This is a genomic window from Deltaproteobacteria bacterium GWC2_55_46, assembly GCA_001595385.3.
Classification (GTDB): domain Bacteria; phylum Desulfobacterota; class GWC2-55-46; order GWC2-55-46; family GWC2-55-46; genus UBA5799.
In genome coordinates this window covers 2,419,001-2,444,715 of record LVEI03000001.1, presented here as the reverse complement: position 1 = coordinate 2,444,715, position 25,715 = coordinate 2,419,001, and the positions used below count along the sequence as shown (strand labels likewise).

Below are 25,715 nucleotides of genomic sequence, written 5' to 3'. Positions count from 1 at the left end.
CGTCAGCAGAAGTCATTGCCCCCGAGGGCTATCCTCAACGATGACTTCCTCTCCTCGTTTAGCTCGTTGTAGATCTGATTCATGCAGTGTATCAGCCCCTGGCCGAGGTCGACATGCTGCTCCGGCGACATCTTCTTGGCGAACTTGGGGTCGAAGGTGTACGGCGTTATCCTGTAGTGGGTGTCGAGCTTCTTCTGCCGGTACTCGATCGTCACCTTCCCCTTGAGCATCTCGGATATCATCTCGAGGAACTCCCGGTACTTCATAACCTTCTGTCCGGTGACGATGACGCACTCGTTCCTGAACGCGCCCCCGAGGACCTCCACGCTCGTCCTGGCCGCGTCCTTCACATGAAGGAACTCCCTTTCCTCCTCACCGGTGCCGTAGTAAGTGATCTTCTCCTCTGTGAGGGCCTCCCTGATTATTCGATAGACGCTATTTCTGCTGTCTGAGCGTTCGCCGTACAGTGAGCCGTACCGGAGGATCGTGTACGGCAGCGCGTGCAAACGGCTGTAGTCCTCGATTATCAGCTCACACGCCTGCTTGCTCACCCTGTAGAAGGCCCCCGCGTCGCTGTAGACGTACATGGTGCTCGCGAAGACGAACCTCTCGATCCTCTCGGAGCGGGCCGCGTCGAGTATCATCGAGTTGCCGAGTATGTTGAGCTTTATCGTGTCTATGGGCCTCGCCTTGCACTCCTCTATGTCAGCCAGCCCCGCAAAGTTATAGACGTATTGAGCGCCCTTCACCGCGTCCCTGATCTGCCCGGCGTCCAGGATGTCCCCCACCAGCATGGTCTGCCCTTGCTGAAGGTATTGGGAATACCGCTTGTCGAATATGACTACGTCATACCCGGCCCTGGTCAGCTCGTCGGCCACATGGCTTCCGAGGAACCCGGCCCCGCCGAAAACTACCGCCTTTTCCATACCGCCTCCTTATAGGGCCACTGCGCGTCGAGAGCCCTTACCGCATCGACCAGCCCTGTCATGTCCCGTACCCGGTGTCTCTCGTAGAGGAGCGCGCTTTCAGCGCCAGACACCCTCGCTATGAAATACGTCCCAGCCTGCTTCGCGGCCCTCATGTCGGTGGTAGCGTCGCCCACGAAGACGACCTCGTTCCCAAAGAGCCCGTGCCCGGCAATTATCGAGCGGAGTATCTCCGCTTTTTTCTTCGGGCTCCCGAAGACACCCCTGAAATAAGCATGTAGCCCTCTTGCCGCCACGATATCGTTAAGCTCTTCATGTGGCGTGCCGGAGGCTATGAACATGAGGTACTCGCAGTGATTGTCCCTGAGCATCTCGGCCGAACCATCCACTAACGGGGCCCTTAAAACCTCGTGGTAGACCAGTTTCGAGAATCTCCTGCCGAGCTCCAGGCCCGCCTCCTCGGTATATTCCTCGCCAAGGACGTTCTCGTAGAAGTGCCTGAACTTCTCGTACCTCGACACCCCCATGTTCGCGAGATGATACTCCACCATCTCCTCCACCGCGTGGGGCCACTCTGAGAAAAGCTCCCTGACCGCCCTGGTCTTTATCCCGGCGGACTCGACAAGCACGCCGTCGAAGTCAAATACGATCGCCTTGATCATATAGGCGAGCCTCCTGCCACCGCGCTCTGACGCCTGTTAACTGGCGCGCCTACCCCGAAGCCTGCCAGCAGGTTGTTGACAGCCGCAAGCTCCATGCCCACCCTGGCCTCCTTCGCGTAAGAACCTATGTGAGGTGTCAGTATGACGTTCTTCAGCTCTCTCAGCCGTCCCGAATAGGGCTCCTCCTCGAAGACATCGAGGGCCGCGCCAGAGATGCGCTTCTCGATGAGCGCCTCGTAAAGAGCCGCCTCATCCACGACGCCTCCCCTGGAGGTGTTTATGAGGCATGAGCCTTGCCTCATGAGGGCCAGCTCCGCCTTGCCGATCACCCTCTTTGCCGTACCCGGCGGAGCCGCGTGAACCGTGACTATCTCTGCCCATGACAATAGCTCCCTGAGTCCAGCCGCCCTGCAGCCTGGCTCGTCCTTTGCGCGGCACGGGTCGCAGTAAAAGATATCGACCCCGAAGGGCAGCATCAGCTCAGCCACCTTCCTGCCGATCCTCCCGAAGCCTAAAATGCCAAGGCGCTTTCCGCTCAAGAGGCTCCCCATCATCTTCTGCCACATGCCAGCCCTTATCTCGCGGTCCATCTCGGTTACCCTCCTCATGAGGTTGAGGGCGAGGGCGACCGTAAGCTCTGCAACCGCGAGCGTCGGGCCATACGGCGTGCTGTAGACCTCTACCCCGAACCTCCTCGCGGCGGCCATGTCGACATTATCGAGCCCGGCCCCGCAGCGCGAAATGATCCTCAGCCCTGGCAGCTTTTCAAGTACAGTCCGATCCAGCGGTTCTGTCCCGGCGATGATGCCCGAGGCCCCTGACGCGAGGTCGATGACCTCGTCGCGCCTCAACGTCCTGCCGTATGGGTTCATGACAGGCTCGAAGCCGGACTGTGTAAGGAGATCTACGGGCGTATAGTCGTGCTTTCCGAATGACGTCGTTGATATAAGCACCTTCTTCATCATCATCTTTGTCCGTCCCCTCTTATCTTTTTGAGACCCTCCCGGCTTGTAGTGCCGAGGAAAAGCGTGTCAAGACTGAAACCTATGAACCTATAGCCTTCCGCTATCTTCCTTTCGACCTCCGTCCAATCAGGTGGTATGACATGGAACCCGGCCACGCTCCCCATACGCGTCGCGGTCTCCCTTACCTTTTGAAGCGCGCTTAAGACGTCAGGGTGGTCGAACTCGCCTGGCCTGCCGAGCGAGCCCGAAAGGTCATACGGCCCCACGATGAAAGCGTCGACCCCATCGGTTGAGAGGATCTCCTCGAGGTTCTCAACCGCGTCTATGTGCTCTATCTGCGCCACCACGATGGAATTCGCAGCGAGCCATTCCCTGTACTCCTTGAAGGCGAACCCGTAGCCCTGGGCCCGCGCAAGCCCGACGCCCCTTGTACCTGAGGGCGGATAATGCACCGCCCTTACCGCCCTCGCGGCATCCTCCCCGGAGTTGACCATCGGCACTATGACCCCGTGCGCGCCAGCGTCCATGGCCCTCTTTATGAGGCACTCATTATTCTCGCTTATTCTGACGAGTGGGACCGTCCCGCTTAACTCGATTACCTGGATAAGCTGCTGCGCCTGGTGCATGGTGATGGCGGAATGCTCCATATCCACCGCGAGCCAGTCAAAACCGGCAGAGGCCAGTATTTCTGCCACGGCCGGGTGCCCCAGCGTTATCCACGAGCCAAGGACGACCTCGCCTGAGGCGAGCCTCTCTTTGAGGCCTGGCCTTTTGTCCTTCGTTACATTCATATGAAAATCTCTAAACCTTGTGTCAGGGAAACGGCGTTGTATCGGAAAGAGAGGTTCAGGACAGGAAACGGCGCGAGGAGGAATTGCAGACAGCCGGTGGTTCAACTGGAGAAAGCTTCCCTGGTTGACTGTTACTATTTCAAGCGAACTTCTCCAACCTTTCCTCTGTAATAGGCAGAAAGTAGCTATGCAGGTATCGCATCGAGTACTCGTCCCGATCTTCGGACCATCCCGCTCTGGCGTAATAATCCCTTACAAATGACCTTAGCTCTTCTACCGAGTTTATTACCGTCTTGCCCCTTTCATATTTGAACAGCCGGTCGCAATTGTATATCCCGTCTGCCAGGCCGAAGTAGGCCACCTCTACCCCGTACTTCAACGCCTCTATCCCCAGGGAGTTGTCGTCATAGAGGAGTATGTCTATCTCCCTGAAAAGCTCCTCCCATCTCATGTTCTTGGCAGGCACCAGGTTGGCCGGAAGTTCCGTTCTTATCACGTCCTGCTCCGGCACAAGCGGATGGATCTTCAGATAGACCGTGTATCTGGTCCCCCCTAGCGCCTCCGCGAGCCTCTCAATGACGCCTGGATAGACCTTCGTGTCGAAGGAGAAGGCGTACGCTATCTTCCACGTTGGCCCCTTTTTGATTTTGGCGTTCCGGCCCCCGAACAGGTAATCGTGCCTGAGAGCGCAGCCGGACTGGACAAGCCCTTCCCTGTAAGAGCCCACCTCGTTCATTACGTCCCTGAGTATATCTCCGGCGGCGAGTATCCTGTCAGGATAGAAAGGTAAATACCTTTCATGGCTGCCGGGAAAGTACTGCAGGAGCTTAAAAGATATGCTCGTATGCTGGAAGGCCGTTATCCTCGCCTTCGACCCGGACACGTTCCTGGCCGTCACAAGGAGCTTCTCCCAGGGATGGTTCTCGTAAGGGTAGATGACATTGTCAAAGCCGTAAGCCCTGAAAAGCCGCCTGAAAAGATAGTACTGCTTCCAGGCGTAGGCCCACTGGCACGAAAGGTAGTCCTCGAAGAGCGACAGGCTTAGGAGAAATGTTATGTCCCGCCCACTGTAATGAACCTTCTCCCTAAGCCTTATGAGGCCCGAGAGCCCCCTCATATAAGCCATCAGCACTCCAGCGGGCCTCAGGAGACGGTAGTAGAAGACGACCTCGCAGGGCTTGGCAAGGCCCTCGAATTCTCTCAGGGCTTTCCGGACGCCGCGCATGTATTTCAGGAGCCTCTTTGGGCTGCCGGCCGTTATTGGCGTGCTGAGGACGGCAACGCTCCTGCCCTGCCTTATGAGATGTTCTATCAGCGGCTGGAAATAGGCGTCCACGTAGGAGCCGTCCCGGCTGCACCTGTAGTCGTAAAAACTCAGGATAAGGCTGTGATACCAGGCATCTTTAAGCCTTGCCTGGAAGAGGGCGGATATGAGTATGGAGGCGATGTCGCCAAAGAGCATGAATATGACCCTGAGCGGGAACCTCAGAAGCCTTTGAGCCTCGCTCGCCGCGCCAGGCCCAAACGACCTGTGCGGAACGCCCCTTTCACGGAGTTGCCTTGAAAGTGCCTTGAGGAGCGTCCTGTCAAGGTTCGTTATTACGACCGTCCTCTCCTCTGATTCCACGATTTCGAGCAGTTGGAGATACCTGGAGAGCCTGTCGAAGAAATACGTCCTTCCCTCTACTCTCGTAAGAGTATCCGAGACGACGAACTTGAGCCTCCGGTGGTTCTTCCCGACGATGCCGGAGAAGAACTCGATATATTCCTTCAGCTCTTCCGGCCCTGGTTTCCTGAAGCGATGGCCGAGGCAGTCCACCTCTACCTGCCCGGCCCCGCGGCCGCCGTATATCTCAAGCCTGTAAGCCATCAGCGTGCCCTCTTGAGAACGCCAACGGGTTGGTACTTGGGGTCGTAAACGCCCCATGGCAGCCCGTTGTCGCCGTTGGTGGAATAAAGCCTCGATACCCTGCGCCTTAACACTTGCGAGCCCCTTATGCTCTCAAATATCTCGTCATAACGCTCGAAGTTGGAAAGGCAGCAGCCTATCGAAAATACCTCGCTAAGCGTCCGGTAGCTCAGGCACCAGCCCTCGCAGGCCTTGAAGTACCAGTCCTGCCTGGCCGCGCTCGTGGTGACGAGCATGGCCGAGCCGGGCTTCAATATTCTTGTGAACTCGTCCACTGACTTCTTCATGTCAGATACGCGGTTGTGCTCAATGGCGGAAACCGATACGATGCAGTCTATCGAGGCGTCCTCAAACTCACGCATATCGGTAAAATCGCTCTTCACATAGGTCAAGCTGCCGTAGGACCTCCTCTTCCTTGAAAAGACCTCGCGCAGGAGTGCGGGGTCCACTCTACTCCAGACGGCCTTCGATACGGCCCCAAGCGCCCTGCCCGGGCTACTGAGCCCTTTCAAGGCCCTCCCAGCGCTCATCCCGCCTGCCCGCCTGTGCCTGATGAAGCCAGCATACGGGTTGTCGGTCGTGGACCTTGCGCCATCGCGGCGCTCTATCCTGAATATCCTGGAGGCGGCCAACGGCGCCTCCCTCTCGGCGAAATCGACGCTCAGCACGTTGTAGCCGAGAGAGGCCAGTATGAACTGCAGTAACCCATTGCCAGCTCCGGCATCGAGGACCAGCGAGCCCCTTTTTAGGCCGATCCCTTCCAGGTATCTGAGTATCCATATTATGTCCAGATCGTAATGCCAGCCTACCTCAATGCCGAGTAGCCGCTTCCAGCGGTCGATCAGGCCGAGCCGCCAGCGGTCCTCAAGCAAAGACGGCTCTATTATCTCTATGCGGTCCATATTATTTTCAAACCTGCCTCGCTGCCGGGAAAGGCGACAGAAGCGCCCCGGCCCTGTAGTATGATTCCCAGGCGAGGCGCTTGAGCCTCCTCACCCCCGAAGGGCTCACCCTCTTTTGCTCCGCGTAGTTAAGGTACTCTATTATCCTGCGGTGATTGTCCCTGGCGAGAGCGCGCGAGGCGCGCCCGCCCATCCTGAAGACCGCCCGTACCGTCTCGTCCCCCTTTACGAGCGTAAAACCCTCCATAGCGAGCACGCCGCTTAAGGAGTCAAGGTTGAAGTTGTAGTTATGCGCGTGCACGAGGTACTGGAGTATGTCGTTGCCGTAGCCGGAGATATCCATCACGCCAGGGAGCTCTATGTAAAGCAGCCCGCCTTCGGCAAGAAGCCCCCTGATGCGCCCGAGTTCCTCAAGCGGATTGTAGAAGTGCTCAAAGACATGGCTTAATATCATTATGTCGAACCTGGTCCCGAACTGAGCCAGCGACTCAACCCCTCCCCTTACGGCGTTTATCCCGTTATGCCTGGCATGGCTGAGATAGTTCTCCTCGTACTCGCAGGCGAAAAGCTCCGCGCTGATGCCTCTGAGGCGCGCTATCTCACTGAACCCGAGGAGAGTGGAGCCGCTCGCTGCCCCGACGTCGCATACCTTTGCCCGGCCCCGGACGATGAGCCCCTCCATGAAAGAGAATATCCTCGACCCCTGGTCCTCGTTCACGAGGTCCTCGATGACCACGCCGGGCCTCACACCGCATATGAGGGGATGATATACATCCGCGTAATAAGCGGGGAGCGACCCTGCCGAGATCTTCGGGTTGACGGATAAAAGCCCGCAGTCAACGCATATCCTGTTCGCGAACGGTAGCCCGAACCTGTCCTTCTCGGAGACAGACATGAATCTCAGGGTGCCGCAAAGGCACGGCCCAGCCTGGTCGAGGGCAATACTACCGCTCCGTATGCGCTCGATAAGGATGGCCCGGTATTCACGGTGCACACCGTTGAGCCTGAAGGCCGGCACGCCGTCGGCCCTGCACCTTTTGAAGAGCGGGCTAGCCATGGCGGCCACCGCCGGACTGCCTGAAGAGACTCTCGGCGAGCCTGAAATCGTCCTCGTCGTCTATGTCCATGGACTCGAGCTTGGGCACGACGTACATGTAAGGCCTCCGGCCTATCCTCGAAGAGGTACTTTCAAAGGCCTCTCTCGAGAAGATATAAAAATTGGAGTTCTCTACGTACAATGGTTCGAGGTCCTGCGTCCTTATGAGGTTAGCAGGATCGTGGTTCAGAGGCCTGGCCCAGCTGTCGTAGAGCCTCGAACGAAGCATGTCAACCGAAAAGAGCGAATCATATTCCCCGCGCACGGCCTCGAAATAGGCCTTGATCGCCCGGCTGAAGGTGCCGGCCATTACGAGCGGGTTCGTGACATGCGTCTGCAGGAAGACATCCGCCTCTATGATTGAGATGTCGTGCGCTATTATGCTGTTCATCGGTACCGTGTCACCGCATATGCGCCGCGGCCTGTCTATGATCTCGACCGAGCCGAAGTGCTCCCTCACGAGCCCTTTTATAACCGGGCTGTCGGTATCGACATATATCCCGCTCAACTCTTTGACGCTTTCAAGCTCGTTCAGGACCCAGAACAGCAGCGGCTTTCCGGAAAACTCCCTCACATTCTTTGACGGCACCCTCTCGCTGTGCCCCTTCATCGGCACTATGGCCGCGACCGATTTTCTACGAGCCATATCTCTTCCTCAGCAGGAACGCCGTTGACTTGAGCTTCCCTCCGGTAGAGCCGTAATCCAGCTCCACCCTTTCAAGCTTAAGCCCATCTACGCGACTTAAGACCCCCGCATGGTCGTCGAGGGAACGTATATATCCGGTCCATTTCAGGTTTATACCCCTTAACTTATTCACGAGCACCCACAGTAGCGGCCTCTCGGAGATGACGCCAAGGACCGAGCCCTTGAGCGTTGCCTTCCTGGGCTCCTCAAGGCAGACCGTGGAGACCAGCAGATGGCCACCGGGCTTCAAGACCCTGGCCGCCTCGGAGAGCATCCTGAGGTAATCGCTGTCGCTGAAGAAGTACTCGGAGGCAAGCGTATATACGAGGTCATGCGATCCGTCTGGAAGCGTTATATTCCTTGAATCTATCTTCATGGCCCTGAACCCGTAAAATGGGCTTATCTTCCTCAGGACCCCGTCGGAGATATCGCTCAGGCTTATCTCCTTATCAGGATAAGCCGTGTAGAAGTCATAATCGCTTAAGCCGTTGCCTGCCCCGAGCACGAGTATCTTACTGCTCTGCCCGTACAGGCTATGGAGGAGGGCGCGGTGGTACTTCCCTTCGTCATACCCGCTGAATAACCTTTCGTAGTCCTCGCGGGAATCTATCCCGGTAACGAAGGCGCTGTAGTTAGCACCCCATTCCTCAAGCGGTGTGAGCCTGAATTGCTGGCCCAGTCCGTCATATGGCGCGTTTAGTGAATATAGCTTTCTCATCTCGATCAACCCCTCTTCCCGATGTACCTAAGAAAAGCCGTGAAATATTCGTTCAGCTCCTCCCTCGAAACTCCCAGCAAGCCCGGAAACGCAAGGCAGAGGAGGAGGGCCAAGGGCAGATAGACCGACCCAGAGGATAATAGCCGCAACGCCGAGCCTGCCTTGCCAGGGGCGCCGAAGAGTGCCGCCCCGGCCGCCGAGGACGCGAAGCCAAGCAGAGCGAGGAGCGCGATGACCGCTGCCTGCCGCGAAAAGAAGGCCATAAAAGGCTGCCCCGTTATCCTGCATGCCGCGAAGAGCATCAGGTTAACGCTCAAGGCCTGCACGGCGACTGTCTTGAGGGCCAGGCCTGTGGCGCCAAGGTCTAACCCGAAATACGACTCCGGCGCGAGCAGTATGAAGCTCAAGGGCACTCCGGCGAGCGAGGTGAATACGGTTATGTTCCTGTAGAGGTCAGTCCTTTCAGTCGAGAGCAGGACCGCTCCGCAGAAACGTCCGTAGGTCTGGTGTATGGGATACAGCATCATCACGGTCATTGGAACGACGGCGCCCGAGTATGCGGCTCCGCCGATAAGCTCGACGACCTCCCTCGAATGGAACGAGAAGAAGATGGAGATGAAGGCAGCGGTAAAATAAAAGACGCCTATTTTGCGGAATATCGCGCTTATCTTGGCGCTTTCGCCCTGGGCGTGGGCCTTCGCCACGGTCTGCATGAATATAGGCGTCATGGCGCTCGTGAAAAGGATACTCACCGTTGCCAGCCTTAGGCTCAGGCTGTAATAACCCTGTGTTACCGACCCGCCTATCAGCTGCAGGAACCACCTGTCGAAGTAATTAATGGCGAAGCCGACGAAGAGGACGACCACCAGCGGGGCCGAGTACCTGTAAAAGTGCCCTGAGACCTCCTTCAACTCATCCAGTGTCATCTTCCTCAGACGGAAGTCGAATGCCCCACTTCTCCTTAGGATGAACGCGAAGGTAACTGTCATCAAGGCCTGCATGGCCATTACGTAGATGAAATAGGCCCTGAGGTCGAGCCAGCTCACGAGAAAGAGCGCGATGAGGACCGCCATGGCGGCAAGCGAGAAGACTCGCCTGTACCTCTCGGTTACTACCGTCAGCCCCTTGCTGTCAGAGAGGTTGGTCAGGTTCGTGGCGAGATAGCTCAGATAGCAGAAGACCGCCCCGGCGTAGATGTAGGCTGTCTCCTGGCCTGGCCAGAAAAGCCCCGTTTTACCTGTGACGTACAGCGCGGTCACCAGCGTGATGAGGAGCACGCCAACCAGCATTGTTATGTAGAATTGGAAGAGGTTGACCCTCCTGCTGTCGCTCAAGCGCGACGTGTAGACGAAGTGCGCGTTGGATGAGTTGAGGTCTATCGTGTTGACCATGCCCTCGAAGCTGTCCCTGAGAAAGTTGAAATCTCCGTAACCGGCTGGCCCGAGCGACTTGGGCACTATAACAGCGCTTACCCCCCCGTTTATAAGGCCGATAAGGTTGTTGGTGAATTTGCTGAAATACCTTGCCCTTATCAAGGTCTCCTCCGGTTGCCGGCACAGAGCGCGGCAGCCCCGGCCTCCAGCTTCCCTTCGAGGCAATCGCTACCGGCCTCCTCGACAGCCGACCTCGCCTCCAATATCGACCTTATGAACTCCGTCGACCTCGCGGCAGACCCGCCGTCGTCCAGGTGGGTCCCGTACCGTTTGATGAACTCCCTGTCGCGGAGGTCGGCCTCGTAAGCGCCTTGCGTGATGTAACGGTCGATCTTCTCGACCAGCTCCTCAGGCGTATAGGCTACCACCGCCCTTCTCTTAATGAGGCTCTCGGCCTCTGGCAGCCACCTGCTCCTGTTCATGAGCACAAATAGCGGCTTTTCGGTGACGCATACCTCAAGGCAGGTCGTGGCTGGCGCGTCGAGTATAACCGCCCTTGCGTCCCTCAATAGCTCCACGAAGCTCTTCTCGAAGTGAACCGTCCTTACCCCGTGGGCCCTGAGCGGCACCTCGCTGTGGACAGGCGTGTTGTTGAGCTTCCAGACGGCCTCCTGCCCCTTTTCCGCAAGAAGCCTTTCAAGGTAGGAGAGTATCGCCTTCTGAGCCCTGTATAGCCTGCTGTCTATCCCGGTCGTGAATATGAACGGGTGGGAGTTGAGAAGGTATTTGCCAGTGGCGTAAAGGATGTAGCTCCCGGGGCCGCAGGGGCCCTTGAGCCTGTCTAAAGAGGCTGAGCCCACAGCCACCGCCTTCTTGAAATATCTGTGAGTGCCCTCGTAGCCCGAATACTTGCCGTTGACACCCTCCCCGAAAGAAAGATAATAGTCGGAGTAAAGCAACTCGGTTGCGCTGGTAAAGAGGGCGTCCCTGTAAAGGTTCATCTCGCCGTGCTGGTAGAGGACAACGGGCTTACCCAGGAACTTGGCCACGCTCGCCAGATGGTTCTGCCTCGGGTACGAGAAGGCGGATGAAAGGACTATGTCGACCTTTTTCATCTCGCTGAGCTCTCGCTGGGTCGACCTCATCAGCTCTTCAAAGGTAGCCTCGATCATCCTCATCTGCTCGGACAAGAGCGGGGAAAGATCGAAGCCGAGGAACTCGTTCTCCCAGCCGAGCCATTCCCTGAAGATGTCCCTGTCCTGGCCGCCACCTTTCCCGGGGATATCCTCGGCGCCTCGCCAGCTCACCCGGACGTTCCCGGCTACTGGCGCTCTGCCGAGCACATGCTTCCAGTTGTATAGCGAGCCGACGACCAGCGCCCTTTTTTTCTTGAGTCTCAGAAGCCCCGCGAAGGGGTCTATCCCGTTTCGCCTGAGATAATAATACCTGTGCAAAGGGGCGGCCTTCGTAAGCGCGGCCCTGGCCGCGCTTCTAACCCTTGTCACAAGCCCAGTTCCTACCCCGTCCTTACTGGGCATGGCGTACTTTATAAATATGCATCTGTCCTTATATGGAGAGTTGAGCAAGAGACCGTGAAAGGCATTCACAAGCGGGTTTGACCTGAAGCCGAGAAAAAGGCCGCCCGGTCCATCGGCCACGAATGAGACGATGAGATCGGGACGCACCCATTCCACGACCTTGCTTACGAGATAGCATTTGAAATGCAGGCTGCCGATCACGACGTAAAGCTGCAGGAAAAAATAATTTCCCATCTCCAGCGGGAAACCCGTCTCCTTTACCGACCTCTCCGAACAGTACCTGTTCAGCAGTTCAACAAGATTCTTTATCCTTGCCTCGGACTCTTCCTGGTATGCGGCATCGTCGCCGGTGAAACACTCCTCCGGCATGATGAAGGGTATGCCCTCCTGCTCGCAGTAATGCGCCGCGAACGGGTTCAGGGCGCAGACTACCAACCTGTAGCCGCCGTAGCCTGTCTCTGCCTTCCGGAACTCCTCATATTCAGCCCCGTTCTCGAGCAGGACCAGCAGCGTCTTTTCCTTGGCTTCTTCCCTCATCCTAACCCTTTGACCCCCCGAGATTCATGCGGACTGGCGCGGCCTCAGCGAGGGAAGATCCCCTGACCAGGTTCCACGGGGATTGCCTTTTGAGGCCGAATCTCTCCTCGTATCTCAGCGACATCTCTTCGAGCGCGTCGAGGGCCTCGCCGCTGGCGTTGTCTCCTACGAACCGTGCGCGCCTCCTGTAGTCATCGATGTCGTCCATTTGAGGCGGTTTCCCGCCCCACCTGCTGTGAGCCCTGCCTTCTGAAATATGCTTCCTCGGGCATTTCTGCCTCCTGAGGGCCTTCTCGACAGCCGGGGTAGCCCTTGTCCCGAGGAAGGACTCGATCTCGACCAGGTACGGATATGGGTCTATGACGAACCTCTCGAACGGGATAACGAGCACCTGCGCCCTTTCAGCCGGGCCGAGCGCGTTCATGACCTCATCGCTTCTGTCCATGAACCACTTTATCGAATGGATTACCCTGTCTACCTTTCCCAAACTCATGAACCGCTCTTCCCACCCGGACGCGAACCATGGCATGCGCTTGCCGGCGTGCTCTATCCAGAGCGTGAACTCGCGGGGGTCGCTCCCGCATCTGTCGATGTAACCATGCCAGCCCTCGATCATGTACAGCGGGTGGCGAGCCATCTCTATGACCTTGAGCCTTTTACCGAAGGCCTTGAAGGCAAGGTCCACCCCGGGGAAGATCATGTGGGTCATCAGCTGAAGTATCGGCCTTTCACTCTTGATCCTCTCCATCACCGCGTCCCCGTCGTCGCGGAAAAGCCTCGCTATGTACTTAAGAGAACCAGGGTTGTTGAAAAGGCCGGTCTCGTCGAAGAACCTCAGGTTTGCCTCCCTTGAGATCATGGTGTTGTAGACAGCCAGGTCCGAGAAGATCCTCATGAGCGTCACGGCGGCTGCCGTGTCGATCTTCCCGTTCATGTGCATCGTGCACAGATACTCATAGACGTGCTCCAGCCTCTGCCTCTCGACCCTCTCAAAGCACCCGAGCACAGGCCCGAGGATGGCCTTCCCGCTCCTCCACAGCCCGTCGACCATCACGATCTCTTCCGCTATGCGCAATGGCTTGGCGAATTCCGTCATATTCCTCTATGGCCTCCGGCCATCCTTTCTCTCGAAGTCTTCCCTGATGGCGTTGAAGTAAAGGACCCTGTGATACGCGCCGTTCTTGTAGAAGAAGTCCCTTATCTCGCCTTCCTTCCTGAACCCGTTCTCCTCCGCGCACCTGACCGAGCCAAGGTTGCCCTCCATCACTATGGCGTAGATCCGGTGCAGGTTGAGGACATTGAACCCGTACCCGGTTATAAGGCCCCATGCGGCCTTGCCATAGCCCTTGCCCCAGGAGCCACGCTCGCCTATGACTATGCCCAGCTCCGCGCTCCTGTGGACCCAGTCTATTTTGTGGAGGCCCACCGAGCCTATGTGCCTGTCGCCTTCCTTCTCGACGATGGCGAATACCACGTCGTTCTTGCTGCCCATGACAAAGTTGTAGTACTCCCTCTGCTTCTCCCTCGTATTGGGGAAGATGCCCTTGTTCTGGAACCTGGTGACGGCCATGTCGTTAAGCCAGCCGTACCAGTCCCCTTCGAGGTCCTCCTCCCGTGGCGGCCTGAGGTATATGCCTGCGGCCTCCAGAAAAATGTCTTTCATTCGCATACCGCCTTTTTACAGAACGGAGCTGAGGCCGCCTCCCAGACTTCGAGGAACTCGCGGCAGAACGTCTCCATGAGCCCGGCGTCCCCGACCGTCACCCTTATATAATCCCGGAGGAATGGCTGTTTGAAGCCGCCTCCGACCAGTATCTTTCTCTCTTCGAGGGCCTTCATGAGTGGCCCGACCATGCCGGGACACCTTATAAGTACGAAGTTGGCGCGCCCTCCCCTGCACTCTATCCCCTTCGAAGAGAGCCGTTCGAGGAGATACTCTTTGCCCAGCTCCGCCGAGCGCACAAGCCCTGGTATCAGACCCGGCTCGTCCAGTATGCGATCCGCGAGCCTCACGGCAACGGCGTTGACGTCAAAGGTGGGCCTCACCCGCCTGAGCCCATCTATTATCTCAGGGCAGGCAGCGGCATATCCGAGCCTCAGGGCCGCCATGGAGCAAAGCTTTGAGAAGGTCCTCAGCACGATAACGTTCTTGCTGACAGCCGCCTTTGAGATCGCCGTTTCCGGGTGGAAGTAAAAGTACGCCTCGTCTATCACCAGGAGCGTGTCGTTCTTCTCGGCCAGAGCGATTATCATGTCGAGGTCGCCCTCTCCGATCACGGAACCCGAAGGGTTATTCGGGTTGACGACCACCGCCATGCTGACCCCTTCTGAGAGCTTCTCCATGAAATTCTCTATGGGAAAGCTGAAACCGGCGTACTCTGCGGTAACCGTCTCGGCTCCTGTCATTTCGCAGTAGACCTTATACATCGCGAATGACGGGTCTGTCAGAAGGACTCGGTCGCCTGACGAGACGAACGCGTCGAATATGTACTTTATCGCCGCGTCAGAGCCGTTCGACAGGCAGATATTCTCTGGCGCGATGCCGTTATGACAGGAGATCTTGCCGATGAACTCCCCGTACTCCGGATATGATGAGAGGAACTCACCGTCCATCCCGCAAAGCGCCTCCTTCACGACACCCTCCGGAAGCCCGGGCAGGCCCTCGTTCATATCCAGGCGCATATATCCCCTCCTCGACCTATGATCGAGGTTCACCCTGTATAAGCGCTCAAGGTGTTTTTTAAGTCGCGGCACGCAGACTCCTTTCCCGCCCTATAAACCGGACCAGTTCTTCCTGAGCCAGAACTCGGCCTGGGGTATCTGCCACTCGAAATCGACATCGAGCCCTCCCCACTGCCTGAGAGGGTATATCTTCCTTCCCATCCACTTCTGCGGCAGGAGCCCCTCGTCCAGGCGCTCCAGGCACCTGCCACGCACTATTGAAGCGCCCATGTCCGCGAACCAGACGTCACCCTGCGAGTCCCTGTCGCAGTTGAGCTTGGCCGGGTCCCCGAAGAGCTCGAACGGCACAAAGGGGTGCAGCAGCCCGTCGGGGCCGACCTTCCGGGCCCTCAAGGGACTCCACATGTTGTACCTCGATACCGTCACAGCTGAGTCGAGCTCGGGGTTTTCCCTCAGGGCCGTTATGCCCTCGGAGAGTATCTTAGGCGAGACGGTCACGGCGTTGCACATAAGAAGGACCGCTATCTCAACCCCGCCGGCAGCGGCCTTTACGTGGTTATAGGCATGGACAAATACGTGCTCGCCAAGGGCCTGGTCGGTGCAGAGCTCCTGCGGCCTTTGTATTATCTCAGCGCCGCATTTGACCCCAAGCTCCATCAGGAGCTCGTCATCCGTTGAGATGTACAGCCGGTCTATTTGCTTGCAGCCCTTCGCGGCCATCATGGGATAATATGCGGACGGCCTGCCGAGGATGGGGTAGACGTTTTTATCCGGCAGCCCCTTGCTGCCCTTCCTCCCGATCAGGATGGCCACTATCATCTTGCCTTCTCCAAAGTCTTTAATTTGATGGTCTCGCTGTCCCTCAGGTAGCACCCGTCGCAGGCGGCTATCCTGTGGGCGAGCCCGGCCCTGTGCGCCTCCCTCATCCTGTTAAGCTCCGGGGAATGCCATGCCCGCCTTATGGACGTGGAGTTCACATTGCCGAGCGAGTTCAGCGCCTCGAAGTCGTGGTTGCACGGCAGTATGGTGCCGTCCCAGAATACGGCCATCCTCTGCCAGAGCTGAGGGCACGCCCATGGGTACTCCACTCCCTTCCTCTTAAATCCCATCTCCTGGTAGTCGATGAACGCGACCTCGTCCGCCCTTCCTTCCCAAAAGGCCCTGTAGCCGTCGACCTGCCCCTCAAGCTCGGGCAAGAGCACGGTCTGCACCCTTACCTTCGGGTGCGAGACGTTGAGCCTCTTTTTAAGTCCCTGGAGGGCCTCTACGTTCCTCACTACCGTGTCGAACTCGGCGCCGACCCTGTAACTCTCGTAAACATCCTTGCTGTAGCCCTCGAAAGATACCGAGATCCTGTCAAGGCCGGCGTCTATGAGGGCGCGCGAGACCTCTTCGGTCAAAAGCATCGCGTTCGTGTTGAAGTATACGTCCCTCATGCCCTTGCGCTTGGCGTAAGCCGCGAACCCGGCTACCTCCGTGTGCGTTAGCGGCTCTCCCCTTATGTTGAACTTTACCCCGTAGAGCCCGTTCTCCGCGCCCTCGTCGATTATCCTCCCGAAGACCACTCGGTCCATGAGCCCCGCCGCGACCGCGCCCCTTTTGTGCGTATGAGCGCAGAACGGGCATTTGAGGTTGCAGCCGCTTGAGACCTCGACGTCTATGAATAGCGGAAAGTCCCCAACGAAAAACCGCTCCGGCCACTCCCTCCACTTCCTGCGGTACTCCGCGTATGCGCCGTCGCCCGGCGTTTGAGCGCCCGCTATGTTGTGGAAGTTCGAGTCAGCCTGTATGACCACGTTTTTCATAAGACCCCTTTTCGTCATAATCGTCCGTGCCCCCGCCCCAGACCGTGTGCCTCAGGCGCCATTCGCCTCCGGTCTTTTTCCAGAGATGAGGCGACCTGAAAGTGTCGCACAGCTCTAAAAACCTCTCAGGCTTCATCCCGATATAGTCCATGACTTCCTTGAAATACCTGTCCGGGAATTCCCCGTCGAACCTTTTAACCAGCGCGACCCCTTCATCGCGTGTCAGATGCCGGTTCCTTATTTCCTGCGAGGCATCGTATGTTGCCCTGCCGATGCCGAATTTAATATAGGTGGTATAATAATGGAGGTCGTCGATTTTATCGTCGATACTGTTGTATTTGCTGTATGTGCCCTGTGTCCTGAAAGGCCTCGCCTGGAAGTTCGTATGCTCAACGGCATAGTAGTAGCACTCCTGCGGCACCCACTTGAGGTAGTATCCAAGATAATGGACCTCTAAATTGACCTTCTCTATCTCCGCGGCCTCAACAGGCATGAACGCCATCAGCTCTGATAGCCTGAGGCCGTAATCATCTACAAGCCTGGGCATGGGGACCCCGCCCAGGCAGACTTCTCCAAGGTTTTTCATGGTGTAATAGGACTTGTCACGAATAGAGTTCGAGTTGTCCGCTATAGGGTTCCCGTATTCAGCCTCATTCTCGCCATAGATGACAAGCGGGATCCTATAGAGGGCGGCGAGCTTCGGCGCCAGGTTCTTCTGCCCGAGAATAAATGTCTGAAAAGGATGCAGCAGATTCTCGATAGAGAGCCTTGTAAGTAAGCGCATGACCTTGCCGTTTTGCTTGAAGGTCAGGTTGTCAAAGCCCCCGACCTCTATCCAGTTCTTGAAGTTGCTGTGACCGTAATCCGTGTAGAGTATCGGGGGCCAGGTAACCGTAAGGGGGTTCATGCCGTATTTATACTTCAGCACATGCGCGGCATAGACGCTGTCCTTGCCTCCGCTGCCGGGCACGATGCAATCATACCTCCCATCGGTCTTCCTGTGCCTGTCCAGGAGCCTCAACAATTCCTCTTCCCTGCTCTGCCAATCGGTCTGTTCCTTCACCTCGGCTACCCTGCAGGCGTCGCAGATGCCCTCGTCATCGAAGTGCATGGTCCTGTGCTTTTTATCCGGAGTATGCCTGAACTCGATGCTCGAGGCAGGCCTCTGGTTGGAGATGACACACCTATTGCAGAACTTCACCTCTGAAGGGAGTCCGTATCTTGCTTCCAATCTCATATCGCTTCCATTTGCCTCTTTATGTTCAATGCCCAGTTGGTATATATCTTGATCCCCTGGACCCCGCTCTTTTCCGGATGAAACTGAAACGCGGTCACGTTGTCCTTTGAGACGCCAGAGCAATACCGCCGCCCTCCGTAATCAGTAACTGACAGGACGTTGCGAGGGTCGGACGGTATCGCGTAATAGGAGTGGACAAAGTACATGTATGCCCCATCGGGTATGCCGTTCAAATGTGTCTCTTCCCACCTTTGTCCTTCGCTAAAGATCCTGTTCCACCCGATCTGCGGCACCTTTACCAGCTCCTCTCCGTTCAAGTTGTTAAACCTGACTACCCGGCCGTCTATAAACCCGATACCCTTATGCCTGCCGAACTCCTCGCTTTCGCTCATCAAAAGCTGCATGCCGAGGCAGATGCCTAAAAACGCCCTTCCGCTGGCTATAAAATCCATTATGCAAGTCACGAGGCCGTGGCTTTCAAGTGTTGCCATAGCCTCGCCAAAGGCGCCCACACCCGGCAATATCATCGCGTCAGATCTCTCTATGACGCGTCGGTCGTTGGTTATTTCATGGTCCAATCCAGCCGTCTCGCATGCCAGCTTTACGCTGAAGAGGTTCCCGAGCCCGAAATCGACTATCGCGACCTTTGGCCTGTTGATTGATGCGGTCATATCCTGCATTCTATCCCCTTCGAAGCAAGAAGCCCTTTTATCTCCATGAGACCGGAATGCTTTATTTTCGAAAACCCCTTATTGCTCTTAAGGAACTCTGTATTGCCCTCAACGCCTGCCGGTTCCCTCATATTCGCGTTATCTATATATTCGTAGTGCAGGACCGACGCTATCGCCACCGCGTCAGCTTTCCCTTCGGTTATTACATCGGCTATATCGCAGGGGCCGCCGGCGCCTCCGCAGGCGACCACAGGTATAGAAACAGCCTCCGAGATCAAACGCGTAAGCTCAATGTCGAACCCTGCCCCCGTGCCCTCTCTATCGATCGAGGTCAACAGTATCTCTCCCGCGCCAAGCTCTTCCGCCCTCCTGGCCCAGGCCAGCGCCTCCTGTCCGGAAAACTCCCTGCCATTATCGGTATAGGCGAAGTAGCGCCCGTCTGAATGCCTTATAGCTTCGATCGACAACACTATTGTCGAAGAGCCGAACATCCTCGCCGCTTCCCTTACTATGAGCGGGTTTCTTATGGCAGCCGTATTAAGCGATACCTTGTCCGCGCCAGCTCTCAGAGCTTCCCTGATGTCGCTCAAAGTCCTCAGACCGCCGCCGACCGTGATCGGTATGAATGCCTCTCTGGCGGTCCTGGAGATAATATCCTTAAGGCTGTTCCTCTCATACAGGCTCGCCACAACGTCGATGTATATGATCTCATCAGCCCCGTTCTCGTAATAATGCCTCGCGAAGGACTCCGGCCTGCCAAGCACCCTTAATCCTTCAAGGTGTATCCCCTTGACCAGGTTCGGCCCTTTTATGTCAAGCCTCGGTATAATCCTTACTATCTTAGGCAACCTCCGCGCCCTCCTTGAGGATCATCTCGGCGATCCTGAAGTCCAGTCCGTCGTCGATGTCTATAGACCTCTCCCTCGGCATCATGTAGATGGCGGTCTTGTCAAGGATCACGGCCTTCTTCTCCTTGAGCGCGTCCTTCTTCCAGACGTATATGGAAGAGTTCATGTCGAATACCCGCGGAGCAGTCTGCCTTGAGACGAAGTTACCGGGTTTTACCAGGCTGACCCTCCCGTCACTTACCTCGACCATGTTGAAGTAGGGGTTCCTGTGCGCCTCGGTCACTGAGAAAACGCTCTCGGCGTTGGTCCCGGCGAGGAGCTCTATGCAGGCGTCCACGTCCTCAGCGCTTCGGAGCGGTGTCGTAACGTGCAGTAGCACCAGGTAGTCAAAGCCGTATCCGCTCCCCTCGACCTCTTCTACCGCATGAAGTAGCGCGTCTATCGTGCTGCTCTGGTCTCCGGCGAGTTCATTGGGGCGCAAGAAAGGCACCTCGGCCCCGTGCCTCAAGGCCACCCCGGCTATCTCCAGGCCGTCTGTAGAGACGACGATCCTGTCTATGTACTTCGAGGCCTTCGCGTGCTCTATCGAGTAGGCCAGCAGGGGCTTGCCCATAAGCTCTTTTATATTCTTCCCCGGAAGCCCCTTCGAGCCGCTCCTGGCCGGTATTACGCAAAGCACCTTTTTAGCCATGTACATGAGAGTCCTCAATGAGCCTGAGCGCGGCTATGCCGTCCTCGAGGCCCGGCCCTGGGTTCCTGCCGTTGTCAACGGAACCGATGAAATGGACGAGCTCGTCCATGTAGGACTGCTCAAGGTCAAAGATCGCCGGCGTGCCCATATCCTCGCTCCGGCCCTCCCTCACAGCTCTCAGACGCGCGCCAGCCAGGTCGCACTCGATCGCTCCGTTACTCCCTGTTATGCTTATCATCCTCCTCTTCTCGCTGCGGAGGTAGTCGAGATGGACGCTGCAGACAAAGCCGTTCGTGAACCTGTAAACGCCCTCGAAGACGTCCTCGGAGTCAATGTCGAGGGAGCCAGCCTTTGACCTGATGACCTTCCACTCGACCGGCTCCCCGAAGAGATAGCGCATGTAATCGATCTCATGGGAGAGATCCAGCGTCACCCCTCCGCCCCTTGCCCTGCTCGCGCTGTAGGAGCGCCTGTAGTCTCGTCCCGGTCTCCACGCAGGGAGGTACTGGCCGGCCTCTATCCTCGCGAAGAGCGCCTCGCCGATAGTCTTCTTTCGAAGCTCCTCCTTTACCCTGCCGAGCGCTCCCAGAAATCTGAAGTTGTACGCGACTCCCACCTTAAGCCCCCTCTGCCTGACCGCGTCCTCGAGGACTTCGACCCCATCGAGGCTATTAGACAGCGGCTTCTCTATCAGGAGATCGATGCCCCTTCCAGCAAGCTCTATCGCGGTCTCCATGTGCCTGCCCGTCTCATTGGCGACGATGGCGAAGTCAAACCCATTTTCAATCGAACCCCTGGATTCCGCCTCACCAAGCGAGCTTATGAACCTCACCCTCGGGTCGCTCTCAGCGCCTGGCATGCCGGTGCAGACCGCCACCCCTCCTATGCACTCCAGCCTGAGCAGGTTTCGCAGGTGCCTCTTGCCGGCTGAGCCGTATCCGACCACGAGCGCGTTGAGCATCAGATCGTAAACCCTCCGTCGACCACTATGTTCTGCCCCGTCACGTATGACGATGCTTCTGAGGCCAGGAATACCACCGCCCCTACGATATCTCCCGGCGAGGCCATCCTGCCCTGCGGCACCTTGGAGCAGTATTTTTTTACGAACCTCCGGGGCTGGCCGTCCAAGACGCCGCCCGGGGAGACGCAGTTCGCCCTGACGTTAAAACTGCCATAGTACGAAGCCATGTACCTTGTGAGCCCTAAGAGCCCTGCCTTTATCGCGGAGTACGCGGCCGGCATGGTCATCCCTGTGCCCTCGTATATCGAGAAATCCGGGGCCGCGACCCCGTATATGGAGCCCAGGTTTATGATGCTGCCCCCGCCGCGCCTGCGCATGAGCTCTGCCGCCAGCCTGCATGTGAGGAAATATCCGCCAAGATGGTCATTAACGTTCTCCTTCCACGATGAGAAGGGGATATCCTCTAACTTCGCGCCCCAATCCCGCGTCCTCGGGTAGGCGCAGTTCACGAGGATATCGACCGCGCCGTACTTCCCGGCCACCCTGGCAAGCGCCGAGGCGACCGAGCGCTCGGAGCCTATGTCGAGTCTTACGAACCCGGCAGCGCTTTGCCTGCGCCTTTCGAGGTCGCCGACAACCACCCTGGCCCCGTGCTCGGCGAGCCCCCTCGCCAGCTCTCTTCCTATGAGGCCGTTACCGCCAGTTATGAGCGCGACCTTCCCCTCGCATGAGAAAAGCCCCTTATACATCGCCCTCCCTGCCTTCGAGGTGCTTAACGCTTAGCCTGTACTCGTCCCACTGCCCTATGTCGAACCATCCTCCCCAGTGGGGAAAAACGCTTACCCTGTCAGAATACCTGTCCTTCGCCAAAGAGATAAGCTCGTCCATATTGATGAACGCGCCGCCCTTGAGAAGCCCCAGTATCTCCGGTTCCACCACGTAGGTGCCTGTGTTGATGAAAAGGTCGAACTTCGGCTTCTCCCGTATGTCCACGAACAAGCCTTTGCTCATCTGCAGGACGCCGTACGGTATGACGACCTCCCTGTGGGAGCCGATTATGGTCATGAGGTTGCATTTGTCCCTGTGCCATCTGAAAAACTCCCTGTAGTCGGCCTCAAGTATGGTGTCGCAGTTGGTGACTATGAACGTGCCCTGGAGCCTGTCCCTCAACAGGTGCAATCCGCCGGCGGTGCCGCAGAACTCGTCTTCGTCTATGAAGTCTATTTCATAAGGATGCCTGTTCTCCCCGAAGTACATCCTTATCATCTCCTTCTTGTAGTTGAGGACGAGCATGAACCTGTAGAAGCCCTTCTCGTGGAACCTGTCCATGATGTGCTCTATTATGGGCTTGTCGCCAAGCGGGATGAGTGGCTTTGGCAGTATCCTGGTGAAAGGGTCGAGCCTCGTGCCCTTGCCCCCGGCCATTATTACTATTGGGGTGTCCTGCCTATCGCACCCATTTCCGTTTCCGTTCCCGTTGCCGTTGAAGAACTCTATCCAGGAGACCATATCCACCACCCTGCGCTTGCCGTCGAGCACGGGAACATATTCGATGAAGTGCTTCTTCATCAGCTCCTTTGCCTTCTTCCTGAGGCATGGTGTGCCGTCGTCTATTGAGATGAAAGCCGCTTTCATCACCCCGCTTACAGGGGCCGAGATGTCCAGGCCGTTTATGATGCTCCTTCTGATGTCCCCGTCCGTTACCGTGCCGAGGAGCGCGCCTGCCCTGTCCACGACGAAGATTATCTTCTCGCCAGCCTCGGTCATCCTCTGCATGGCCTGCTTTACCGTCTCGCCAGGGCCGGCGAGAAGGGACTTGAGCCTTGTTTTTTTCATGGTCTTAAAACCCCTTTTCTACACCGCGCTCCACTGCTGGGAGATATCGTTGAAGCTCTTCCTCACAAGCCCCTCCAGGGGAACGCCCTTGAGGACTTCAAGGATCTTTTCGCTCGCCTCACCGGCCCCGTAAGGGTTGAGGGAGCCCTTGAGCGAGAGCCTGAAGCCGGTCGAGAGCGCCCTCTCTATGGCGCCGCTGATAGAGGGCGCCGATGGCTCCGCCTCTATCACGTTAGCCCCCCTTATCCTCCCGGCCTGCCTGTCGCCGATATTGACCGCCGGAAGCTCAAAGCTCGGCGCCTCTATGAGAGCGCTTGAGGAATTGCCGGCCATCACGGAGGCGTGCCTCATGGCAGAGAGGTATTTAAGCCGCCCAAGCGAGCTGAAGCATCTGGCAAAGCCAGGGTTTTCGGCCTCGAACTCGCGGAACATGTCCATTATTACCCTTCCGCCGGTGTCAGCGTTAGGCATGGTCAGGACCCAGAATACCGAGTCGAACCGTATAAGGGCGCTTAGCAGTTCGCTTACCTGCTTACCAGCTGAGTGAGGGTCAAGGGTTGCAGGGTGGAAGGTGACGATGCCCAGTCGCCTGTTTGCGGGAAGGCCGAGATCGGAGGCGAGCTCGTCCTTATCGAGCAGGCGGAGCCTCCGGATATTTTCGAGACCGGGAGCGCCAAAATTAAAGACCCTGTTGCCGGCCTCTCCCATCTGTACTACCCTCATCCTGTACTTCTCCGTCGATGTAAAGTGGACATGGCTCAGCTTTGTTATGGCGTGGCGGATCTGCTCGTCCATCGCCCCCTCTGTCGACTCTCCGCCGTGTATGTGGGCTACAGGTATCCTGAAGGGCACGGCAGCCGCTGCCGCCGAAAGCGATTCGAACCTGTCGCCAAGGATGACTATTATGTCAGGCCTGAGCCTGTCGTACGCCTTCGCGAAGCCCGCCATGCCAATTGCCATTGAAGCTGAGATGGCATATTCGGTGTCAGAGGAGAGCAGCATCTCTACCCTCTCGGCCACCGGGAAGCCGTCGCCCTCTATTTCCCTTACCGTAAGGCCGAACTCCGGGGACAGGTGCATACCCGTTACTATGAGCTGAAGCTCAAGGTCGTCATCCTCCTGTATTCCCCTGATCATCCAGTAAAGGAGTCCATAATCGGCCCTGGTCCCAGTGATGACTGCTATCTTCCTCATCTTCTCACCAGTCCCGGAAGCTCCACCGGCTCGTCCTTTTCAAAGCCCCTGTTGGCGCGTTTGCCCACCACGAGGTCCCATAGCATCGGGCTTAAGCCCGTTTGCGGCCTTTTAACGGCGAGATTGGCCTCGGAAAATATCTCGCCGGCGCTTATCCGCCTGGAGGCGACTATGCCCTTGCGCGCGGCGTTGATGTTCTCCTTCTCTGAAGGTGTAGGGCCCTTCACCGGGCTCCCCATCGCCTTCTCGATATTCCTTATGGCCCGCACCATCGAGCCGAACTCGCCTGGCTCGATGGAGGCCATGTGATCAGGTCCTTCCATCGACCTGTCGAGGGTCAGGTGCTTCTCTATGACCTCCGCGCCAAGCGCCACGGCGGCTATGGCGGCTTCAGTGCCTGGCGTATGGTCTGAATAGCCTACCCTCACCTGAAAGGCCTCCCTGATCGTCAGCATGGCCCTCAAGTTCACGTCCTCAAATGGCGTTGGATAGCCTGTGTTGCAATGGAGGACCGTTATATTCTCCTTCGGGATGGCGCGCGTCAGCACGCCCATGGCCGCCTCTATCTCGCCGAGCGAGGCCATACCTGTTGAAAGAAACACTGGCCTGCCGAGTGAAGCGATCTTTCTCAGGTACGGCAGGTTCGTTATCTCCCCGGACGGGACCTTGAAAATATCGAGGCCGAGGCCTGCGAGGAGGTCTATGCTATCGAGGTCAAAGGGCGTCGAAAGGAATTTTATGCCCTTCCTGCCGCATCGTCTCATGATCTTCAGATGCGCCTTCCTGTCCAGCTCGAGCCTTCTTAGCATCTCCAACTGCCCCCCCGCCCCGGTATTCCTTCTCTGGTAGTCAGCCTTCTTAGCGGAAGGAGAGGCGAGCTCCGCGGCCCTGAACGTCTGGAACTTGACCGCGTCGGCCCCTGCCCTGGCTGCGGCGTCCACAAGCTCAAGCGCCGTCTCGACGCTGCCGTTGTGGTTGACCCCGGCCTCGGCTATTATGAACGTCTTATACGCAACCACGGCCATCATGTGACCTTCAGCTGGCAGGCAACACCGCCAAGCTCCATGTACGCCCCTGGCATCCCCGGATAGCTGGTCGCCTTTATCCTTCTTTTTATCTCATCGTCAGGCATATCCCTGGTAATACGGCAAAGCTCCTCGAGCTCCTTCCTCGTGTAGGGTTTCCTCTTCCACCTCTCGCCGCTTTCCGGCAAAGGCTGTCCAGAGAGGATCCTCCCCGATATCCTGATGAAGGCGGTGTACAGATGGGCGTATGCCCTCTGTGTCACCGAGTGGACGGTGTCGGCCTTGAATATTGGAAAACGCTCCACATGGACTATCCCGCCTGTATCCACGCTCTTTTCCATGTGGTGCACGGTTATCCCGTATTCCCTCTCACAATTGTAGATGGCGAAATTGGTGCAGCCGGTCCCCGGGTACTCAGGGGGGCCAGGGTGGAAGTTCAGTGCCGCGGCCCTGGTGTTCCTGAGTACTGCTTCGGGTACGACCCATGGAGAGATGTACGAGAACGTATAGTCAAACCCCATGTCGAGGAGGCGTGCAGGGAACTCCTCCCCCCTTTCGCCGAAAACTATCTCCGAGCCTGGCGAATTGAGCCTCAAAAGCTCTGCGGCTTCACCTGCAAAGGGCCTGTTCTTGGCAAGAAAAAGAAAATTCATATCGATACGG

26 protein-coding genes are annotated in these 25,715 nt (G+C 57.3%); all 26 read right to left on the bottom strand.

The window, feature by feature from the left end; all coding sequences use genetic code 11:
* Positions 1–2 precede the first annotated feature (2 nt).
* Positions 3–926 (bottom strand): NAD-dependent epimerase, encoded by a 924-nt coding sequence (locus A2V21_311645; protein OIJ74859.1) that lies wholly within the window; start codon positions 924–926, stop codon positions 3–5.
* Positions 911–1,588 carry a hypothetical protein gene (locus tag A2V21_311640; GenBank protein ID OIJ74858.1) on the bottom strand — a complete coding sequence of 226 codons (678 nt, stop codon included), beginning with the start codon at positions 1,586–1,588 and terminating at the stop codon, positions 911–913. The genes A2V21_311645 and A2V21_311640 overlap by 16 nt, the downstream gene beginning before the upstream one ends.
* Entirely contained in the window at positions 1,585–2,550 is a 966-nt protein-coding gene (locus A2V21_311635) for a hypothetical protein (protein ID OIJ75170.1), read from the bottom strand. The genes A2V21_311640 and A2V21_311635 overlap by 4 nt, the downstream gene beginning before the upstream one ends.
* 2 nt (positions 2,551–2,552) lie before the next feature.
* A complete protein-coding gene (locus A2V21_311630; GenBank protein ID OIJ74857.1) occupies positions 2,553–3,344 on the bottom strand; it encodes a 2,4-dihydroxyhept-2-ene-1,7-dioic acid aldolase in 792 nt (263 codons plus the stop codon).
* 139 nt (positions 3,345–3,483) lie between these two features.
* Positions 3,484–5,214, bottom strand: coding sequence for a hypothetical protein (locus A2V21_311625; GenBank protein OIJ74856.1), 1,731 nt, complete (start codon positions 5,212–5,214; stop codon positions 3,484–3,486).
* Positions 5,214–6,155, bottom strand: a complete 942-nt coding sequence (locus A2V21_311620) for a hypothetical protein (GenBank protein OIJ74855.1) — start codon at positions 6,153–6,155, stop codon at positions 5,214–5,216. The genes A2V21_311625 and A2V21_311620 overlap by 1 nt, the downstream gene beginning before the upstream one ends.
* A 7-nt stretch (positions 6,156–6,162) precedes the next feature.
* Positions 6,163–7,212, bottom strand: coding sequence for a hypothetical protein (locus tag A2V21_311615; protein ID OIJ74854.1), 1,050 nt, complete (start codon positions 7,210–7,212; stop codon positions 6,163–6,165).
* Positions 7,205–7,897 (bottom strand): hypothetical protein, encoded by a 693-nt coding sequence (locus tag A2V21_311610; protein OIJ74853.1) that lies wholly within the window; start codon positions 7,895–7,897, stop codon positions 7,205–7,207. The genes A2V21_311615 and A2V21_311610 overlap by 8 nt, the downstream gene beginning before the upstream one ends.
* Positions 7,887–8,663, bottom strand: a complete 777-nt coding sequence (locus tag A2V21_311605; GenBank protein OIJ74852.1) for a hypothetical protein — start codon at positions 8,661–8,663, stop codon at positions 7,887–7,889. Before A2V21_311605 ends, A2V21_311610 begins: the two co-directional genes overlap by 11 nt.
* A complete protein-coding gene (locus A2V21_311600) occupies positions 8,660–10,189 on the bottom strand; it encodes a hypothetical protein (GenBank protein ID OIJ74851.1) in 1,530 nt (509 codons plus the stop codon). Before A2V21_311600 ends, A2V21_311605 begins: the two co-directional genes overlap by 4 nt.
* Complete coding sequence (locus tag A2V21_311595) at positions 10,186–12,102, bottom strand: hypothetical protein (protein OIJ74850.1); 1,917 nt, start codon at positions 12,100–12,102, stop codon at positions 10,186–10,188. The genes A2V21_311600 and A2V21_311595 overlap by 4 nt, the downstream gene beginning before the upstream one ends.
* A gap of 1 nt (position 12,103) precedes the next feature.
* Entirely contained in the window at positions 12,104–13,198 is a 1,095-nt protein-coding gene (locus A2V21_311590) for a hypothetical protein (GenBank protein ID OIJ74849.1), read from the bottom strand.
* A gap of 6 nt (positions 13,199–13,204) precedes the next feature.
* Positions 13,205–13,765 (bottom strand): hypothetical protein, encoded by a 561-nt coding sequence (locus A2V21_311585; GenBank protein ID OIJ74848.1) that lies wholly within the window; start codon positions 13,763–13,765, stop codon positions 13,205–13,207.
* Entirely contained in the window at positions 13,762–14,784 is a 1,023-nt protein-coding gene (locus tag A2V21_311580) for a hypothetical protein (protein OIJ74847.1), read from the bottom strand. Before A2V21_311580 ends, A2V21_311585 begins: the two co-directional genes overlap by 4 nt.
* A 90-nt stretch (positions 14,785–14,874) precedes the next feature.
* The gene (locus tag A2V21_311575) at positions 14,875–15,603 is read right to left on the bottom strand and encodes a cytidylyltransferase (protein OIJ74846.1); all 729 of its coding nucleotides are present in this window, start codon (positions 15,601–15,603) and stop codon (positions 14,875–14,877) included.
* Positions 15,600–16,589 (bottom strand): hypothetical protein, encoded by a 990-nt coding sequence (locus A2V21_311570; protein OIJ74845.1) that lies wholly within the window; start codon positions 16,587–16,589, stop codon positions 15,600–15,602. Before A2V21_311570 ends, A2V21_311575 begins: the two co-directional genes overlap by 4 nt.
* The gene (locus tag A2V21_311565; GenBank protein ID OIJ74844.1) at positions 16,564–17,826 is read right to left on the bottom strand and encodes an LPS biosynthesis protein; all 1,263 of its coding nucleotides are present in this window, start codon (positions 17,824–17,826) and stop codon (positions 16,564–16,566) included. Before A2V21_311565 ends, A2V21_311570 begins: the two co-directional genes overlap by 26 nt.
* Positions 17,823–18,497 (bottom strand): imidazole glycerol phosphate synthase, glutamine amidotransferase subunit, encoded by a 675-nt coding sequence (locus A2V21_311560; GenBank protein ID OIJ75169.1) that lies wholly within the window; start codon positions 18,495–18,497, stop codon positions 17,823–17,825. Before A2V21_311560 ends, A2V21_311565 begins: the two co-directional genes overlap by 4 nt.
* On the bottom strand, positions 18,494–19,345 hold the full coding sequence (locus A2V21_311555) for an imidazole glycerol phosphate synthase cyclase subunit (protein OIJ74843.1): 852 nt from the start codon (positions 19,343–19,345) through the stop codon (positions 18,494–18,496). Before A2V21_311555 ends, A2V21_311560 begins: the two co-directional genes overlap by 4 nt.
* A complete protein-coding gene (locus A2V21_311550; GenBank protein ID OIJ75168.1) occupies positions 19,338–20,036 on the bottom strand; it encodes a hypothetical protein in 699 nt (232 codons plus the stop codon). The genes A2V21_311555 and A2V21_311550 overlap by 8 nt, the downstream gene beginning before the upstream one ends.
* A complete protein-coding gene (locus tag A2V21_311545) occupies positions 20,029–20,997 on the bottom strand; it encodes a hypothetical protein (GenBank protein OIJ74842.1) in 969 nt (322 codons plus the stop codon). Before A2V21_311545 ends, A2V21_311550 begins: the two co-directional genes overlap by 8 nt.
* Positions 20,997–21,746 (bottom strand): hypothetical protein, encoded by a 750-nt coding sequence (locus A2V21_311540; protein ID OIJ74841.1) that lies wholly within the window; start codon positions 21,744–21,746, stop codon positions 20,997–20,999. The genes A2V21_311545 and A2V21_311540 overlap by 1 nt, the downstream gene beginning before the upstream one ends.
* Complete coding sequence (locus A2V21_311535) at positions 21,739–22,833, bottom strand: hypothetical protein (GenBank protein ID OIJ74840.1); 1,095 nt, start codon at positions 22,831–22,833, stop codon at positions 21,739–21,741. The genes A2V21_311540 and A2V21_311535 overlap by 8 nt, the downstream gene beginning before the upstream one ends.
* A gap of 18 nt (positions 22,834–22,851) precedes the next feature.
* The gene (locus A2V21_311530) at positions 22,852–24,027 is read right to left on the bottom strand and encodes a UDP-N-acetyl-D-glucosamine 2-epimerase, UDP-hydrolysing (GenBank protein OIJ74839.1); all 1,176 of its coding nucleotides are present in this window, start codon (positions 24,025–24,027) and stop codon (positions 22,852–22,854) included.
* A complete protein-coding gene (locus A2V21_311525; protein OIJ74838.1) occupies positions 24,024–25,055 on the bottom strand; it encodes an N-acetylneuraminate synthase in 1,032 nt (343 codons plus the stop codon). The genes A2V21_311530 and A2V21_311525 overlap by 4 nt, the downstream gene beginning before the upstream one ends.
* Complete coding sequence (locus A2V21_311520) at positions 25,052–25,705, bottom strand: hypothetical protein (protein ID OIJ74837.1); 654 nt, start codon at positions 25,703–25,705, stop codon at positions 25,052–25,054. The genes A2V21_311525 and A2V21_311520 overlap by 4 nt, the downstream gene beginning before the upstream one ends.
* Positions 25,706–25,715: the final 10 nt, after the last annotated feature.